The 15,477-nt window shown below is 35.8% G+C and carries 18 protein-coding genes; 4 read left to right on the forward strand and 14 right to left on the reverse strand.

Features of this window, described 5'->3' with window-relative positions:
* Positions 1 to 3 precede the first annotated feature (3 nt).
* The 9 genes from GFU89_RS06115 to pdxA form a co-directional block, all read right to left on the reverse strand.
* Positions 4 to 780 (reverse strand): glycosyltransferase family 2 protein, encoded by a 777-nt coding sequence (locus GFU89_RS06115; protein WP_318846313.1) that lies wholly within the window; start codon positions 778 to 780, stop codon positions 4 to 6.
* A gap of 22 nt (positions 781 to 802) precedes the next feature.
* Positions 803 to 1,567: a polysaccharide deacetylase family protein gene (locus GFU89_RS06120; protein ID WP_318846314.1), complete on the reverse strand. Its 765-nt coding sequence runs from the start codon at positions 1,565 to 1,567 to the stop codon at positions 803 to 805.
* A gap of 1 nt (position 1,568) precedes the next feature.
* On the reverse strand, positions 1,569 to 2,351 hold the full coding sequence (locus GFU89_RS06125; RefSeq protein WP_318846315.1) for a glycosyltransferase family 2 protein: 783 nt from the start codon (positions 2,349 to 2,351) through the stop codon (positions 1,569 to 1,571).
* Positions 2,352 to 3,599 (reverse strand): ornithine--oxo-acid transaminase, encoded by a 1,248-nt coding sequence (gene rocD / locus GFU89_RS06130; RefSeq protein ID WP_318846316.1) that lies wholly within the window; start codon positions 3,597 to 3,599, stop codon positions 2,352 to 2,354. It lies immediately after the preceding gene.
* Positions 3,600 to 3,902: 303 nt separating this feature from the next.
* On the reverse strand, positions 3,903 to 5,258 hold the full coding sequence (gene accC, locus GFU89_RS06135; RefSeq protein ID WP_318846317.1) for an acetyl-CoA carboxylase biotin carboxylase subunit: 1,356 nt from the start codon (positions 5,256 to 5,258) through the stop codon (positions 3,903 to 3,905).
* Between the two features lie 93 nt (positions 5,259 to 5,351).
* On the reverse strand, positions 5,352 to 5,834 hold the full coding sequence (accB, locus tag GFU89_RS06140; RefSeq protein WP_318846318.1) for an acetyl-CoA carboxylase biotin carboxyl carrier protein: 483 nt from the start codon (positions 5,832 to 5,834) through the stop codon (positions 5,352 to 5,354).
* A 127-nt stretch (positions 5,835 to 5,961) separates the two neighbouring features.
* The gene (gene rpmF, locus GFU89_RS06145; protein WP_002976251.1) at positions 5,962 to 6,165 is read right to left on the reverse strand and encodes a 50S ribosomal protein L32; all 204 of its coding nucleotides are present in this window, start codon (positions 6,163 to 6,165) and stop codon (positions 5,962 to 5,964) included.
* A 66-nt stretch (positions 6,166 to 6,231) separates the two neighbouring features.
* The gene (locus GFU89_RS06150) at positions 6,232 to 6,765 is read right to left on the reverse strand and encodes a DUF177 domain-containing protein (protein WP_318846319.1); all 534 of its coding nucleotides are present in this window, start codon (positions 6,763 to 6,765) and stop codon (positions 6,232 to 6,234) included.
* 84 nt (positions 6,766 to 6,849) lie between these two features.
* The gene (gene pdxA / locus GFU89_RS06155) at positions 6,850 to 7,941 is read right to left on the reverse strand and encodes a 4-hydroxythreonine-4-phosphate dehydrogenase PdxA (RefSeq protein ID WP_318846320.1); all 1,092 of its coding nucleotides are present in this window, start codon (positions 7,939 to 7,941) and stop codon (positions 6,850 to 6,852) included.
* 48 nt (positions 7,942 to 7,989) lie between these two features.
* On the opposite strand from pdxA, the gene GFU89_RS06160 reads away from it, so the two are divergent.
* From GFU89_RS06160 to GFU89_RS06170, 3 genes are read left to right on the forward strand one after another with little or no spacing between them, the layout of a single operon-like run.
* Positions 7,990 to 8,574, forward strand: coding sequence for a riboflavin synthase (locus tag GFU89_RS06160; RefSeq protein WP_047098785.1), 585 nt, complete (start codon positions 7,990 to 7,992; stop codon positions 8,572 to 8,574).
* 1 nt (position 8,575) lies between these two features.
* A complete protein-coding gene (locus GFU89_RS06165) occupies positions 8,576 to 10,030 on the forward strand; it encodes a HAMP domain-containing sensor histidine kinase (RefSeq protein ID WP_318846321.1) in 1,455 nt (484 codons plus the stop codon).
* Positions 10,030 to 10,722 carry a tRNA1(Val) (adenine(37)-N6)-methyltransferase gene (locus tag GFU89_RS06170; protein ID WP_318846322.1) on the forward strand — a complete coding sequence of 231 codons (693 nt, stop codon included), beginning with the start codon at positions 10,030 to 10,032 and terminating at the stop codon, positions 10,720 to 10,722. The genes GFU89_RS06165 and GFU89_RS06170 overlap by 1 nt, the downstream gene beginning before the upstream one ends.
* Before the next feature lie 62 nt (positions 10,723 to 10,784).
* Here the strand turns inward: GFU89_RS06170 and GFU89_RS06175 are convergent, their stop codons facing one another.
* Both GFU89_RS06175 and rpmH read right to left on the reverse strand, forming a co-directional pair.
* A complete protein-coding gene (locus GFU89_RS06175) occupies positions 10,785 to 11,495 on the reverse strand; it encodes a cell division ATP-binding protein FtsE (protein ID WP_077418814.1) in 711 nt (236 codons plus the stop codon).
* Between the two features lie 152 nt (positions 11,496 to 11,647).
* Positions 11,648 to 11,806, reverse strand: coding sequence for a 50S ribosomal protein L34 (gene rpmH / locus GFU89_RS06180; protein ID WP_034701860.1), 159 nt, complete (start codon positions 11,804 to 11,806; stop codon positions 11,648 to 11,650).
* 235 nt (positions 11,807 to 12,041) lie between these two features.
* Here rpmH and GFU89_RS06185 point away from each other — a divergent pair, with 235 nt between their 5' ends.
* Positions 12,042 to 13,046 (forward strand): bifunctional oligoribonuclease/PAP phosphatase NrnA, encoded by a 1,005-nt coding sequence (locus tag GFU89_RS06185; protein ID WP_318846323.1) that lies wholly within the window; start codon positions 12,042 to 12,044, stop codon positions 13,044 to 13,046.
* Between the two features lie 36 nt (positions 13,047 to 13,082).
* Here the strand turns inward: GFU89_RS06185 and GFU89_RS06190 are convergent, their stop codons facing one another.
* From GFU89_RS06190 to GFU89_RS06200, 3 genes are all read right to left on the reverse strand, one after another.
* Positions 13,083 to 13,892, reverse strand: a complete 810-nt coding sequence (locus GFU89_RS06190) for a patatin-like phospholipase family protein (RefSeq protein ID WP_318846324.1) — start codon at positions 13,890 to 13,892, stop codon at positions 13,083 to 13,085.
* Between the two features lie 74 nt (positions 13,893 to 13,966).
* A complete protein-coding gene (locus tag GFU89_RS06195) occupies positions 13,967 to 14,749 on the reverse strand; it encodes an alpha/beta hydrolase (RefSeq protein ID WP_318846325.1) in 783 nt (260 codons plus the stop codon).
* Positions 14,750 to 14,859: 110 nt separating this feature from the next.
* The gene (locus GFU89_RS06200) at positions 14,860 to 15,384 is read right to left on the reverse strand and encodes a biopolymer transporter ExbD (RefSeq protein ID WP_318846326.1); all 525 of its coding nucleotides are present in this window, start codon (positions 15,382 to 15,384) and stop codon (positions 14,860 to 14,862) included.
* Positions 15,385 to 15,477: the final 93 nt, after the last annotated feature.

Genomic DNA, 15,477 nt, shown 5'->3' on the forward strand with positions numbered 1-15,477 from the left:
CAACTAATTTTGCTCTTTTTTTAATGATTCATAGGTTTCAAAAACGCTTAAAGATTGCAGGTAAGATAACTGATACCCCTCTTTTCCGTCTAAAATACCCAGTCTCATTATATAGGCTTTAAAGAATTTAAAAGCTGTTTTAAGATATTGCACTAAAACATTGTACTTTTTCCCTTTTACAGCCAGTTCTTTCCCCTTTAAAACTCCGTAATGAATCATTTTTTTTCTATAAGATTCATAATCTGAAACGGAGTAATGTAGTAATTTATTTTTTAAAATCCCAATGGTTCCGTTGACTTCCAGAGTTTCGTGTACCTTTTTTCCTGCCATGTATCTGGCCTTCGATTTTCTGAAAAGCCTAAAATTTTTATCAGACTGTGTTCCTGAAAAATGAATCGGTTTCTGAGCAAAAAAGAATTTCCTGTAAAAATAGTAGGCATCCTTTTGCCCGGGTTTATTCAGCTCCTCAATAATTTCCTGCTTCAAAGCCGGTGTAAGTCTTTCATCACCGTCTAAAAATAGAACCCAGTCATTTTTTGCAGTATCCAGAGCCAAATTTCTTTGCTTTGTAAAGTCTTCAAATTTATTTTGAACCACCTTTACATTGGGAAATTTCTTTGCAATTTCTACAGTTTTATCCGTGCTAAATGAGTCTATCATTACTATTTCATCACAGAAATCAAAAGACTCAAGGACATCCTGTATATTTTTTTCTTCATTATATGTTATGATCAAACCACTTATATTCATCACAACGCTTTGTTTGATAGAGAAGTACATATAATACTTCTTTAAATTGTTTTTAAAATAGTTTTAATCTTCCAAAGATAAGTTTTAATTTGAATTTTATTATCGAATCTTTGCCTTTTATATCAATTCTACACAGCTCGTAGGGACGCTGGGTAGGGTAATAATTTACCTTGTTTCCAATTCTTACTGCAAAATCAATTCCTATTTTTTTCAAAATAGAAAAAAATGCTAATTTATCATGTTTTTTTTGTGGATATTTTCCATACGGATATGCCAAAACCCTTGAATACTTGATGTTTTGGGCATCGAGAATTTGCATGTTTTTTTTTAGATCTTTTTCTATAAAATCAGCAGAAGCATTTTTTAGATTTTCATGAGCATGGCTATGAAGAGCAATCTCAAAATATTTTTTATCCAGATTTCTGATTTCATCAAAGGTCATCATAGGATAATTTTTATATCCTTTTTCAATGAATTCTGTTGGGATAAAAATGGTTGCCTTCAGATTATATTTTTCCAATAAAGACGGCAGATACTCATAGTTATTTTTATATCCGTCATCAAAGGTGATGATTATATTTTTTTTCGATGCAGTATGAAGTTCTGAGAAAAATCTGGCAGTGTATTTTTTACGGCTCAGATATGAAAACTGCTGTTCAAGGTTCTCCAGACTTACTGTAAGATCTTCGTGGCTTTCCTTTTCAATCTGATGGTACATGAGAATAACCAGTCTGTTGTGCGGAAAAGCAAAAAGATAGAGGCGGAAATACACGACGATAAATACCGTCAAGAGAGCAGAAATAAGATACAGGACCATACTATTTCACTGTATTTTTTTCAATTTCTGAGAGTCTTATTTTTTCACGCAGTTTAATATACTTCAAAAAAGTGTAATAGGACATCGTTTTGGCAATGTAAAATCCGGGAAATCCGTCCAGGAAACCAAGTTTGAAAACAAATACTTTGATAAATTCAAAAACCGGACTTACAATGATTTTGAATCTTTTAATTTTCAGTTCTCTCTCAAACATTTTCTCAGCCATCATATCAGAATACTTATTGATTTTTGCGACATGATGATGAATACTTTTGTAGGTATAATGATTCAGTTTTCCTTCCAGAAGACCGGTCTTCTGATCTGTAATCAAAAATTCATGAACTTTATCATCAGAATACCTGGCGTATTTTTTTCTGAACAATCTTTCACGGCATACATTTCCCCATCCTCCGAATCTGATCATGTGGCTTCCGAGATGGTTGTTGAATTTCGCTTTATACACGTTGAATTCTGTGTTCGCAGAGGAAACGATTTTCTGTATGGATTTTTTGAGATTCTCATCAGGAACTTCATCAGCATCCAGAAACAGAACCCATTCATGAGAACATAGAGTAAGGGCATGGTTTTTTTGTTCACCATACCCATTAAACTTTTTCTCAAAGAATTGTATCTGAGGATATTTTTGAGTGCAAATCTCTTTTGTCTTATCTGTAGAAAAGCTGTCGACAATAATAATTTCATCAGCAATATCTGCCAAAGAATTTAAAAGTCTTACGATATTCTCTTCTTCATTATAAGTAATGATTGCAAGGGAGAGAGCCATTTATTTATATTCAAGAATAGTCTTTTCAATAATCTTTACGCAATCCAGCAGTTGCTCTTCAGTAATGACCAATGGCGGTGCCAGTCTGATGATATTACCGTGGGTAGGCTTTGCCAGTAATCCGTTTTCTTTTAACTGTAAGCAAAGATTCCATGCGGTAGAACTGTCAGGAGTATCATTGATCAGGATCGCATTTAAAAGCCCTTTTCCTCTTACTTTGGTAATAAGGTCCGACTTTTCTATCAGTTTATCAATTTCACTTCTGAATAGCTGTCCAAGCTCTTCAGCTCTTTCAGATAATTTTTCTTCAGCTACCACGTCCAATGCCGCCACTGCTACTGCACAGGCAATAGGGTTTCCTCCGAATGTAGAACCGTGCTGTCCGGGCTTGATAACATTCATGATGCTGTCGTTGGCTAAAACTGCTGATACGGGGTACATTCCTCCGGAAAGAGCTTTTCCTAAAATTAATATATCCGGCTGTACATTTTCGTGATGACATGCAATTAATCTTCCTGTTCTTGCAATACCAGTCTGAACTTCATCGGCAATGAAAAGAACGTTATATTTTTTACATAGTTCAGAAGCATTTTTCAGGTAGTTTTCATCCGGAACATATACTCCGGCCTCTCCCTGAATAGGTTCTACAAGGAATGCCGAAATAGTATCTGCTTCTCTGCTCAGAACTTCTTCTAGGGCAGCAATATCGTTGTAAGGAATTTTGATAAATCCTGGTGTAAAAGGTCCGTAGTTCTGATTAGCATCCGGATCATTAGAGAAAGAAACTATAGTTGTAGTTCTTCCATGGAAATTATTTTCGCAAACAATAATTTTGGCTGCGTTTTCCGAAATTCCTTTTACTTCGTAGCTCCATTTTCTGGCAAGTTTTACTGCTGTTTCCACAGCTTCAGCTCCGGAGTTCATAGGTAAAACCTTATCAAATCCGAAAAGGGTTGTAATTTTTTGTTCGTATTCTCCTAATTTAGAATTGTAGAACGCTCTTGATGTTAAAGCCAGTTTTTTTGCCTGTTCTACCAATGCGTCTACGATTTTAGGGTGAGAGTGCCCCTGGTTCACAGCAGAATATGCTGAAAGAAAATCATAATACCTTTTGCCTTCTACATCCCAAACGAAAACACCTTCTCCACGATCCAGAACTACTGGAAGCGGGTGATAATTATGAGCTCCATGTTTGTCTTCAAGGTCAATAAAATACTGTGAGTTTTTTGTTTGTTCTGCTGTTGACATATATTTTGGTTTTCAACAAATTTACGCAATATTAATGATATGCCTGAACAAATACCTAGTGTCGTATGGAGGTGCAATTGAAGTAGATTTTAAGGAAGAATTATGCTGTATCAGAAAATATTTTCTTTATTGGTAGGTTGTTATAGGTATTCTATCTTTACCATGGTCAGATTTTATTTTCTGCTTCTTTATTAATTTTTATTAACGACAGGTAATGGAATGTTCCAATGGCCTGACATTGATGGTCTGTAATAAAAAAACTGCCTCAAAAAGAGGCAGTTTCATTTTTATTTTAAAATAATCTTAGTGATTATCATATTTTCTGTCCATTACAAAATCTTCCATGAATTTTGTAGTATAGTTTCCTGCAAGATAATCTTCATTATCCATTAGTTGTCTATGGAAAGGAATTGTTGTTTTTACTCCTTCAATATAGAATTCCTCAAGAGCACGTTTCATTTTAGCGATAGCTTCCTCACGGGTTTGAGCCGTAGTGATAAGCTTGGCAATCATTGAGTCATAGTTGGAAGGAATGGTGTATCCAGAATATACGTGAGTATCTACTCTGATTCCGTGTCCACCAGGGATGTTTAATCCTGTGATTTTTCCTGGAGATGGTCTGAAGTCTGCGTAAGGATCTTCTGCATTGATTCTACACTCAATTGAATGTAATTTCGGGTAATAGTTAATTCCTGAAATAGGAGTTCCAGCAGCAAGAAGAATTTGTTCTCTGATCAGGTCATAGTCAATTACCTGCTCAGTAATAGGGTGTTCTACCTGAATTCTTGTATTCATTTCCATGAAATAGAAATTTCTGTGTTTGTCTACAAGGAATTCAATAGTTCCTACACCTTCATAACCAATGAATTCAGCAGCTTTTACAGCAGCGTCACCCATTTTCTCACGAAGTTCATCTGTCATGAAAGGAGAAGGAGTTTCTTCGGTTAGTTTCTGATTTCTTCTCTGTACAGAACAGTCTCTTTCAGAAAGGTGGCAGGCTTTACCGAATTGGTCACCAGCAACCTGAATTTCAATGTGTCTTGGCTCTTCAATCAGTTTTTCCATATACATACCTCCGTTTCCAAAGGCTGCTACAGCTTCCTGAATTGCAGACTCCCAGTGATCTTTAAGGTCTTCAGCTTTCCAAACAGCTCTCATTCCTTTTCCACCACCACCAGCAGTTGCCTTGATCATTACCGGGTATCCAGTTTCTTCGGCTGTTTTCACTGCGTGTTCGTAAGATTCAATTAAACCGTCAGAACCTGGTACACATGGTACCCCTGCAGCTTTCATGGTAGCCTTAGCGTTAGCTTTATCTCCCATTTTTTCAATCTGCTCAGGAGAAGCACCAATAAACTTGATACCGTTCTTTTGACAGATTCTTGAGAAATTAGCATTTTCAGATAAGAATCCGTAACCTGGGTGAATGGCGTCTGCATTGGTAATTTCCGCAGCAGCAATAATGTTAGGGATTTTAAGATATGAGTCTTTGCTCATTGCAGGGCCAATACATACCGCTTCATCAGCAAATCTTACGTGAAGACTGTCTTTGTCAGCAGTAGAATATACTGCAACGGTTTTGATCCCCATTTCTTTACAAGTACGTAAAATACGCATTGCAATTTCGCCACGATTGGCTATTAATATTTTTTTGAACATCTCTCCGAAATTTTAAATTATAAATTTTGAATTTTAAATTATTTTAAATGAAAAGGATTCATCTAAAATTTATAATCTTTAATCTAAAATTCCTTAAGATGGATCTACTAAGAATAAAGGTTGGTCATATTCTACAGGAGTAGCATCGTCAACTAAAATTTTAACGATTTTTCCGCTGATTTCAGATTCAATCTGGTTGAATAACTTCATTGCTTCAATAACGCAAACTACTTTACCTACAGAAACATCATCACCTACATTTACAAATACATCTTTATCAGGAGATGGTTTTCTATAGAAAGTACCAATCATTGGAGACTTGATCGTTACATATTTGCTGTCATCAGATGCAGCTTCAGTTTTTTCTACAGCAAGAGCAGCAGGAGTTGCAACAGGTGCCGGAGCAGCTACAGCTTGTGGAGCTGTGTGGTATACTGCAGGCTGTGCATATACAGCATCGCTTCCAGCTAATGGAGTTTTAATAGTGATTTCGAAATCTTTAGTCTTGTATTTTACTTCTGAAACTTCAGCTTTAGATACAAACTTAATAAGATTTTGTATGTCTTTAATGTCCATAAATTTGATATTTGATTTTGGGTCAAAGATACCAAAAAAACGTAAAAAACAACAAAAAACCGCCAAATTTTATCAAAATTGGGCGGTTTTTGTATTAAAATGAGGCTTTTTCAATGAAAAGCGACTCTTAGTTTTCTTCAGTAGCAGCTACTTCTTTTTCCAATACTACTTTACCTCTGTAGTAAAGTTTTCCTTCATGCCAGTGAGCTCTGTGGTATAGGTGAAGCTCTCCTGTTGTTGCATCTTTAGCTAATTGAGGAACTACAGCTTTATAGTGAGTTCTTCTCTTATCTCTTCTTGTGGACGACTGTCTTCTCTTTGGATGTGCCATTTCTAATAACTTTTTTAATTGATGAGCGATGAGATTTATCATCTCATCATATTTAAATTATTCTATTTAATTATTGTCTTTTAATTTTCTTAAAGCATCCCATCTAGGGTCACTTTTATGTTCTTCTTCTTCCTCTGTTTCCTCAATTTCTTTTGGACTGAACTGGTTAAGAATTTCAAGATCTTCATCATTTACATTGGGTGAAATCTTTTTCATAGGGATAGAAAGCATTACATTTTCATAAATCAAATGTGCTACATTGAAAGCATGCTCTGCAGTAGGAATAGTAATGACCTCTTCATTGCTGTCATCATATTCTTCCCCGAAATTCACCAAAATTTTGATTTCATTCTCAATAGGATAGTCGAAATCTTCGTTTGTGATATCACAAACCAGCTCAACTAATCCATTAATTTTAATTTCAAATTCTAAAAAAGTAGTGTGTTTATCAAGCGATACATTCACTTCTATTCTAGGATTTGTAAATTCCTGCTCAGTATCAAATAATTGAAAGAACGTTTTATCTATCTCAAAATTGAACTTATGTTTTCCGTTTTTAAGTCCGGAAAAGCTTACGTCATAGTTTCTTAACTTGTCCATAAAATGAGTGTGCAAAAATATGCATTTTTTTTATAATAACAAATAAAATCTGAAACAAATTAATTTAAAATTTGTTTTAAAGATTTATCCTTCAGTTTCCTCCGGTAGATCCTCATCTACTCCGTTGTCTACAACCATTTTTCTAGGCTGCATACGGTCGTTCATTAGCTCGCTGTATTCGCTTCTGTTCTTGAAAATTTGAATCGCGGTGAAGATAGCTTCTGTAAAACTCTGCTCATCAGCAATATTTTTTCCTGCAATATCATAAGCTACCCCGTGATCCGGAGAAGTTCTGATAAAAGGAAGTCCTGCTGTATAGTTTACACCTTCTTCATATGCCAATGTTTTGAAAGGAGCTAATCCCTGGTCATGATACATGGCTAAAACCGCATCAAAGTTTTTGTATTTGCTTGGCTGGAAGAAGCTGTCTGCCGGGAAAGGCCCAAATGCCAATGTTCCGTTATCAGATAGTTCCCTGATTGCCGGGCTGATGATTTCAATTTCTTCATTTCCAATAACACCGCCATCTCCAGCATGAGGATTTAATCCCAATACGGCAATTTTAGGCTTTTGAATACAGAAATCCTCTATAAGCGTTTGGTTCAAAACTCTGATCTGTTTCTTTATTTTTTCCTTGGAAATATTTTCAGCTACCTGTGCAATTGGAATATGATGCGTGGATACGGCTACTTTAAGATCTTCAGTTACCAGGAACATTAATCCTTTTTTGCTGAATTTTTCTTCAAAATATCCTGTGTGTCCAGCATGTTTAAAGCCCATTTTTACCATTTCATCCTTGTTGATGGGAGCGGTTACTAAAACATCAATTTCTCCTTTCATTAAAGCTTCAGTAGCTGCTTCCAAAGAATCAATAGCCATTTTTGTAGACTCTTCCGTGGGAACACCTAGTTCTACATTCACGTTTTCCTTGGTCAGGTTGATCATATTGAGTTTCCCTGCCTGAGCCTGCGAAGCTTCATTAATATAGTTGAAATTAAGATTCAGCTTAAAAATGTTTTTCTGATAAGTGAATAATTTCCCCGAACCAAAAATTACAGGAGTGAAAAAGTCTGTAATGGTTTTGTCTTTCAGAGACTTCATAATGATCTCCGGACCGATGCCGTTGAAATCACCGATTGAAATTCCTACTCGTACTTTATGGTTTTTTGGGCTCATTTTGATTATCTTTGAAGATTATAATTTACAAATTTAGCAAAAAATAATATGTTCACAGGAATTATTGAAGCAGTTGGTGTTATTGAGAAGATTGAAGAAAAAGGAAGCAATATAGATTTTACCTTGACATGCCCCTTTACAAACGAGTTGAAAATAGACCAGAGTCTTGCTCACAACGGCTGCTGCCTTACGGTTGTTGAAATAAAAGATAATCAATATGTGGTAACAGCCATCAACGAAACGCTGGAAAAAACCAATCTTGGAAAATGGGAATTAGGAACCGTTGTCAATCTGGAACGCTGTATGAAGATGGATGGAAGACTGGATGGGCATATCGTTCAGGGACACGTTGATAAAACCGGTGAAGTTGTGGGGATTGAAAATAAAGATGGTAGTTATTTTATTACCATGAAATATGATAACGACGGAAGCTTTGTAACAGTTCCTCAGGGATCAATTACAGTAAACGGAATCAGTCTTACGGTTGCAAAAAGTGAAGATGCTCAATTTTCTGTAGCCATTATTCCTTATACATGGGAATTTACCAATATGAAAAATTTAAAAATTGGTGATAAAGTAAACCTGGAATTTGATATTATTGGTAAGTATATTGCTAGGTTAATTAAAAAGTAGAATGTCAATTAATAAGTATAAAGGATATAGCTTAAGGAACCGTGTGTTTTTCGGTTTCCTGCTGGTATGTTTTTTAAGTGTTGTAGCTACTTCACTTGTTCCCTACTTTGTTTTAAGGAATAATTCTTTGCAGCAAAGTAATATTGACATGCAGGAGAAGACTACTGCGGTAATGAGGTATCTTGATTATGCCGTAAGCCGCACGCTTGTAGAGACTAAAGATTTACCAACGGTTTTAGGAAATAAAATTTTCGAAATAGGGGATATTAACCAACATGATATTATTATTTATGATTTAAAAGGAGATTATCTGCTTTCCAATAAAGATGAAGCTTTAGTTGAGCAGAAGACTATTCCTATGGAAATCATTAACAGGATATTGGCAACGGATGCCAGGGTTGATTTGACAAGGTATGACGCAGCTAAAGATGCCAGGCTTACCTCTTCTTACCTCCTGTTGAAAAACAATGAACTGAAACCAATAGGAGTTGTCTATATTCCTTTATATCATAATGAATCTGCTTATCTGGAGGTTCTTCATCAATATGTAAAATACATTCTTTTAGTCGATATATTCCTGATTCTGTTCAGTATCTGGATCAGCTGGGTGACGTCTAACAGTCTTGCGAAAACAATCACGAAATTCTCTGATATGATTACCCGTATTACATTATTTGAAAATGAAATGCGTCCTATCAGATACTATAAAAACGATGAGCTTAATGCATTGGCAAGAGCTTATAACAGAATGATTCTGCAAATTCAGGATCAGAAAGAAAGACTTAGGTTCAAGGCATCTGAAGAAGCCTGGAGGGAAATGGCCAAGCAGGTTGCTCATGAGGTGAAAAACCCACTGACTCCGATGAAGCTTACTATTCAGAATTTTGAAAGAAAGTTTGATCCGGATGATCCGAATATCAGAGAGAAGGTAAAACAGATGAGCAAAACGATTGTAGATCAGATAGATCTGATTGCAACGGTAGCTTCAGCTTTCTCAGAATTTGCGAAACTTCCTGAAAAGAATAATGAAGTGATCAATCTGAATACCGAGGTTGAAGATATTCTCCGTGTCTTCAATGATGACAGCATCTTTATGCATGCCAATAAGACCAATATTATGATCAATATGGATAGGATTTATCTTTCCAGGATTATAACAAATCTTGTTACTAACGCAAAACAGGCAGAAAGCGATGAAAGAAAACTCATCATCAATGTAGATGTGGAGCAGCATCAGAGAAGGGTAATTATTTCTGTTCAGGATAACGGAATAGGAATTCCTGAAAATATGTACGAAAGAATTTTTGAACCGAATTTTACTTCTAAAAGCAGTGGAATGGGGCTTGGTCTGTCTATGGTGAGAAAAATGATTGAAGATTATAAAGGAGAGATCTCAGTGAAATCCGAAGTAGGAAAGGGGTCTACATTCATTATTACACTGCCTACCAATTTATAGTGAAACCTTTTACATTTAAGCAATTTATAATTGAGCAGTCTAAAGACGTCTTCCGTGTAGGAACAGACGGTGTTCTGCTTGGTGCTTTGGCAGATGTTCATGGTGTTTCCAGTGTTCTGGAAGTAGGGACGGGAACAGGCCTGATCTCCTTAATGCTGGCGCAGAGAAATCTACAGGCTCATTTTTTAGGACTGGATATTAACGAAGAGGCAGCAGCGCTTACCAGTCTTAATTTTGAAACGGCGCCTTTTCACACAAGGCTGAAAAACAGGCATCAGGATTTTAAAACTTTTGAAACGGAAGAACGGTTTGATCTTATCGTTTCCAATCCTCCTTATTTTGAAGAATCCGGATCTGAAAAAGATAAGATTGCACGTCAGACTGTAGAATTAAATTTCAGTCAGTTAATTGCCAATGCAGCACGGTTATTATCTGAAAACGGTATTTTTTCTGTAATTATTCCCGTTGAAGCAGGAGATATTTTTATTTCATTGGCTAAAGAAAATCATCTGTTTTTAAACAGAAAGGTCAATATCAAAGGGATTGAAAATTCAAATGTTAAAAGACTGATTCTGGAGTTTTCATTGCAGAGAAATGAGATCATCGAATCTGATTTTATTATAGAAAAAAGTCCGAGACAATACTCGGACCAATATCTTGAACTCACCAAAGAGTTTCATGTTTTTAAATAGAAATCAGAAGGGGTTAAAAACCCTATAAGTCTGAATTTCTGAATCTTTCAATTTCTGAATTCTTATTCAAATAATTCTGCGGTATCCAATACAGATACTTTTCCATCTTCACATCTGATGGCTTCACCAGGGAAGTTTTGAATCATATGATAATCATGTGTTGCCATTACTACTGCAGCGCCATTTTCAAGGGCAACCTGCTTCAATAGCGTCATGATTTCGTTGGAAGTTTCAGGATCAAGGTTTCCTGTCGGCTCATCTGCTAAGATCAGATCCGGGTGGTTAAGAAGAGCTCTTGCGATAGCAATACGCTGTTGTTCTCCTCCGGAAAGTTCGTGTGGCATTTTATGCTTTTTGCTTTTCATGTTCACACTTCCTAAAACCTCATTGATGCGGTCTTCTATCTTTACTTTATCATTCCATCCCGTTGCTTCAAGAACGAATTTTAAGTTTTTTTCAACTGTTCTGTCAGAAAGTAACTGGAAATCCTGGAATACGATTCCTAATTTTCTTCTTAGGTTGGGGATGTCAGACGGTTTTAGCTTTGCCAGGTCAAATCCTACAACGGTTCCGTGTCCTGATGCTAATGGGATGTGTCCGTAAAGCGTTTTCAGAAGGGAACTTTTTCCGGAACCTGTTTTTCCGATAAGATAGCAGAATCTACCTTTTTTAATGTTAAGATTTACATCAGAAAGTACAGTGAAGTTTTTTTGCGCAATCTTTGCGCTTTGTAAACTTATAATATTGTCTCCGGAGATATTTGTATGTGGCATAATTTAATTTTAAAGGCTGTTTCTAACAAAAATATTTCAACTTTTAAAAATAGAAAAAGATGTTGATGTAGCCTAAATTTTAGTAAATTTTAACAACAAAAAATGCCTGAAAAGTAACTTCTCAAGCATGTTTTGTATATGATAATAAAAGATTATCTCTTAGCGCGTGCAGCACTTACAGTTAAACTCTTTCTGCCTTTAGCTCTTCTAGCAGCCAAAACTCTTCTTCCATTTGGCGTAGACATTCTTTCTCTGAAACCGTGTTTGTTTCTCTTTTTTCTTTCTGATGGCTGGAATGTTCTTTTACTCATTACTATATGTTTAAATCGTAATTAATCTATTAATTTTCAGGTTGCAAAGATATATAAATTTTTATAAGTTACAAACTTTAATTATTTTTTTTTGAAATTAAATGCAATGTTTTTTATTGAACAATGATAAACCCCCTGATGGGTATACCATTTCTCTCTGCAAAAATAATATTTAAATGATTTATATAAAAGCTCTATCTTTGAAAACTTTAATTTTAACGAAAATAAACACCAGATGTTTACACCAGCAGAACTTTTAGATATCAATACATTACTTACTCAAGAGAGCAAAATAGTTATCCTTACCCACTATAATCCGGATGGAGATGCTATTGGTTCAAGTTTGGGGTTGAAACACTATCTGAAAGCAAAAGGAATTCATGCTGAGGTGATTGTACCTAATGATTTCCCGAAATTTCTGAAATGGATGCCGGAGTCTAAAAAAGTAATTATTGCTGAGTATAAAAGAAAGCTTGCCTCTGACATGATTGCAGGAGCAGATGTTATTTTCTGCCTGGATTTTAATTCTCCTTCACGAATCGGATTATTAGGAGATTGGCTGGTTAAGGCTCAAGGGAAGAAAATTCTTATTGACCACCACCAGCAGCCGGAAAAATTTGATTTTGTCTATTCTGATACCGTAATCCCGGCGACTTCACAAATGATCTATCATTTCATTGAAGCGATGAATGATGAAAAACTGGTGAACCAGGATATGGCAGAATGTCTTTATACTGGGATTATGACTGATACAGGAGGTTTCCGTTTTCGTTCTACCAGTGCTACTACACACAGAATTATTGCCCATTTGATCGAAAATGGTGCAGATCCTGCGATGATCACATCCAATACCTGGGATACTAATACGGTTTCTCGTCTGCATTTACTTGCTTTGGTTCTGGGAAGAATAGAAGTGGTGAATGATGGGACAGTAGCTGTTTTAAGCCTTACAAGAAACGAATTGAAAGAATTTGGTTTCCAGAAAGGAGATACTGAAGGTTTTGTAAACTATGGTTTAAGTATTGGCGGAGTAAAAATGTCTGCATTTTTTATGGAAGATCTGTATGAAGATTTTGTTAAAATTTCATTCAGAAGTAAAGATGATGTAGATGTAAACCAATTCTCAAGAAAATATTTCAGTGGTGGTGGACACATCAATGCAGCCGGAGGGAAATCTTTAGACTCTTTATCCGGAACTATAGCCAACTTTAAAGAGAAGGTAAAAGAGGAAGGATTATAGGAGAGGGAAGATCTGTAAACTCTCTGTTCTCAAATTCTAGATACTTTTACGAAATCCTTTCTCTTCAAGTTCCTGACAGGTATATTCATACACCTGCTGAAACATTTCATCCATATATCGTTTGTTGAAAAGGCTGTATTTCGTCATCTTAGGCGGATCTAAAAAAATATTACAGTATTTCGCCTTAGAGTACACCGATTTTGCAATGGCTAAGTGAAGGATTCTGTCGAATTCTTTCATCAGACTCATTTTGTTTAATTGATCGTAGCTGATCGAGTTCACATGGGAGGCAATAAGGAAGTTGCATTTATCCACAATGGGTTCAATGGGGAGATTGTCCAGAACACCACCGTCAACATAAATTTTTTCCCCTATCCTTACTGGTGGAAGAATAAAAGGAACGCTGGAAGAGGCCAGCAATGGCCCGAAAAGTTCCCCTTCAGAAAAGAAGTCCACAATACCATGAGTCATCTCTGTTGCAGCAACATATACAGGGATTTCCAAAATATTAAAGTTGTCTTCCGGTAAATAATCTTTAAGCAGTTTCAGAATAAAATTGGAGCTGAAAATTCCGTTTTTTGATAATTTTAAAGATGATCTGGAAAAAAAAGAAGTCTGTCTTACAATTTCCATCATTTCGTCCGGTGTTTTTCCAAAAGAATAAAAAGCACCAATAATAGAGCCTGCACTGGTTCCTGAGATAATCTGCGGCTTCAGGTTATATTCTTCCAGAGCTTTCAGTACGGCAATATGAGCAATCCCACGCATTCCTCCGCCTGAAAGTGTAAGCCCGATAACTGGTATGGGTACCGGTGGTTTCTTTTTTTTGAATGAGAATAAAGCCATTACGAATATTATCCTCTACTAATATACAGGATTTTTTTATATAAATATGACTTTAATCTACCGGGAAACGGATGTTATAAAACAAGTTTTTTAGGAAGGTTGTGAAGAAGTTCTGTATTGATGATTTCGGCACAGATACTTGGTTTTTCCCAATGTCCGTTGTGCCCGCAGTCCAGAATATACGATTTGATATTTGTCCTGTCCGGAAGATGTTTGATCATCACATCTGTTTTTACAGCGTTGTCGTGTTTTCCAGCTAATACTAATATTTTAGCCTCCAGATTTTCCAGGATATGTTTTTTGTCGGTTCTTTCTACCATGCCTTTTACACAGGCAAGAGCTCCCAGATTGTTAGTAGATAGTGCGGTCTCAAGAGCAGTTTCTATTTTTCCTTCCAGAATATCCCTTTCATTTGGATTGAATAAATTGGGAACTCCGGCTCTTGCATAATGGGCGAATGCATCTTTTATAATTCTATAGCTTTTGATACGCTGTTGTTTCTTCTCTTCATCATCGGGAAAGTAAGTAGAGAAAAATAAAGTTAAGCTTTTTAAAGAATTGGGATATTTTTCTGCAAAAGCAAGAGAAGTATATCCTCCCATAGAATGTCCCAGAAGGTGGATTTTTTCTAAATGCTGATCGTCTAACACTTTTTTTACCTCTTCGGCCATCAGTTCCATGGTGTGAACTTCTGCGAGAATTTCAGATTGCCCGTGGCCGGGAAGGTCAATTTTGAGGAGTGAAAAATCTTTGGAAAGATGATGCTCCATATCGCTCCAGATGGATAGATTCTCCATAAATCCGTGAAGAAGTACCAAAGTTTCTTTTCCGTTTCCTTTTCTTTCAAAGTTCAGCATAATTCCAAAATTATAGAAGGTTAAAAATAATACAGCGGTTACGCACTGTAGCTCTATTTCTTCTTTCAAATGTAAACAAAAAAGAGCATTTTAAAAATGCTCTTCGTCTTTTATTGAGTTAATTCCTTGTAAATCTTTGTTTCCCAAGGCTTGATATCGGTCACGCCATATCTTTCCTTTTTAGAAATAGCAAGGTTGTCAAGCATATCTACAAAATTCTTATAATTAGCCTCATCTGTTGGCTTTACAATTACTGTAAAATTATTTGGTACCGGAGCATTTTTATAAGCTTCAGCAATGATTTTTGAAATTTTTATTCCACTGAAATCAGTTTCTTTAAGATTAGTGGAATTCAAATCTGTAGCATTGCTTTGATGATAAAATACACGGTCGTCCTTTCCGAGGATAAATGTAATCTGGTTTTTATCTCCAATTACAGGAATATCTATAGGATGAGGGTTTGGATCTTTTGCGGGTAGCCCTAAATCCATTACATTAGGTTTTGTAAAATTGGTGGTGAACATAAAGAAAGTGATCAATAAGAATCCCAGATCTACCATAGGAGTCATATCTACTCTGATCATTTTTTTCTTTTGCTTGCTGCCCTGTTTTTCTTGTGCAATTACTTCTGCCATGATTAAAAGTTTTTAAATGTTAGACTATGTTTGTTTGAAAAATTCATACAAAACATATGCCCTGATTATTAAAAACTTTATAGATTCATGAAT

The sequence above is a fragment of the Chryseobacterium sp. JV558 genome (assembly GCF_033712365.1).
GTDB lineage: Bacteria > Bacteroidota > Bacteroidia > Flavobacteriales > Weeksellaceae > Chryseobacterium.

Bases quoted from the DNA above. Each gene is read 5' to 3' on its own strand.
- GFU89_RS06115 (WP_318846313.1), bottom strand. From the start codon at position 780: ATGTACTTCTCTATCAAACAAAGCGTTGTGATGAATATAAGTGGTTTG.
- GFU89_RS06120 (WP_318846314.1), bottom strand. From the start codon at position 1,567: ATGGTCCTGTATCTTATTTCTGCTCTCTTGACGGTATTTATCGTCGTG.
- GFU89_RS06125 (WP_318846315.1), bottom strand. From the start codon at position 2,351: ATGGCTCTCTCCCTTGCAATCATTACTTATAATGAAGAAGAGAATATC.
- rocD (WP_318846316.1), bottom strand. From the start codon at position 3,599: ATGTCAACAGCAGAACAAACAAAAAACTCACAGTATTTTATTGACCTT.
- accC (WP_318846317.1), bottom strand. From the start codon at position 5,258: ATGTTCAAAAAAATATTAATAGCCAATCGTGGCGAAATTGCAATGCGT.
- accB (WP_318846318.1), bottom strand. From the start codon at position 5,834: ATGGACATTAAAGACATACAAAATCTTATTAAGTTTGTATCTAAAGCT.
- rpmF (WP_002976251.1), bottom strand. From the start codon at position 6,165: ATGGCACATCCAAAGAGAAGACAGTCGTCCACAAGAAGAGATAAGAGA.
- GFU89_RS06150 (WP_318846319.1), bottom strand. From the start codon at position 6,765: ATGGACAAGTTAAGAAACTATGACGTAAGCTTTTCCGGACTTAAAAAC.
- pdxA (WP_318846320.1), bottom strand. From the start codon at position 7,941: ATGAGCCCAAAAAACCATAAAGTACGAGTAGGAATTTCAATCGGTGAT.
- GFU89_RS06160 (WP_047098785.1), top strand. From the start codon at position 7,990: ATGTTCACAGGAATTATTGAAGCAGTTGGTGTTATTGAGAAGATTGAA.
- GFU89_RS06165 (WP_318846321.1), top strand. From the start codon at position 8,576: ATGTCAATTAATAAGTATAAAGGATATAGCTTAAGGAACCGTGTGTTT.
- GFU89_RS06175 (WP_077418814.1), bottom strand. From the start codon at position 11,495: ATGCCACATACAAATATCTCCGGAGACAATATTATAAGTTTACAAAGC.
- rpmH (WP_034701860.1), bottom strand. From the start codon at position 11,806: ATGAGTAAAAGAACATTCCAGCCATCAGAAAGAAAAAAGAGAAACAAA.
- GFU89_RS06185 (WP_318846323.1), top strand. From the start codon at position 12,042: ATGTTTACACCAGCAGAACTTTTAGATATCAATACATTACTTACTCAA.
- GFU89_RS06190 (WP_318846324.1), bottom strand. From the start codon at position 13,892: ATGGCTTTATTCTCATTCAAAAAAAAGAAACCACCGGTACCCATACCA.
- GFU89_RS06195 (WP_318846325.1), bottom strand. From the start codon at position 14,749: ATGCTGAACTTTGAAAGAAAAGGAAACGGAAAAGAAACTTTGGTACTT.
- GFU89_RS06200 (WP_318846326.1), bottom strand. From the start codon at position 15,384: ATGGCAGAAGTAATTGCACAAGAAAAACAGGGCAGCAAGCAAAAGAAA.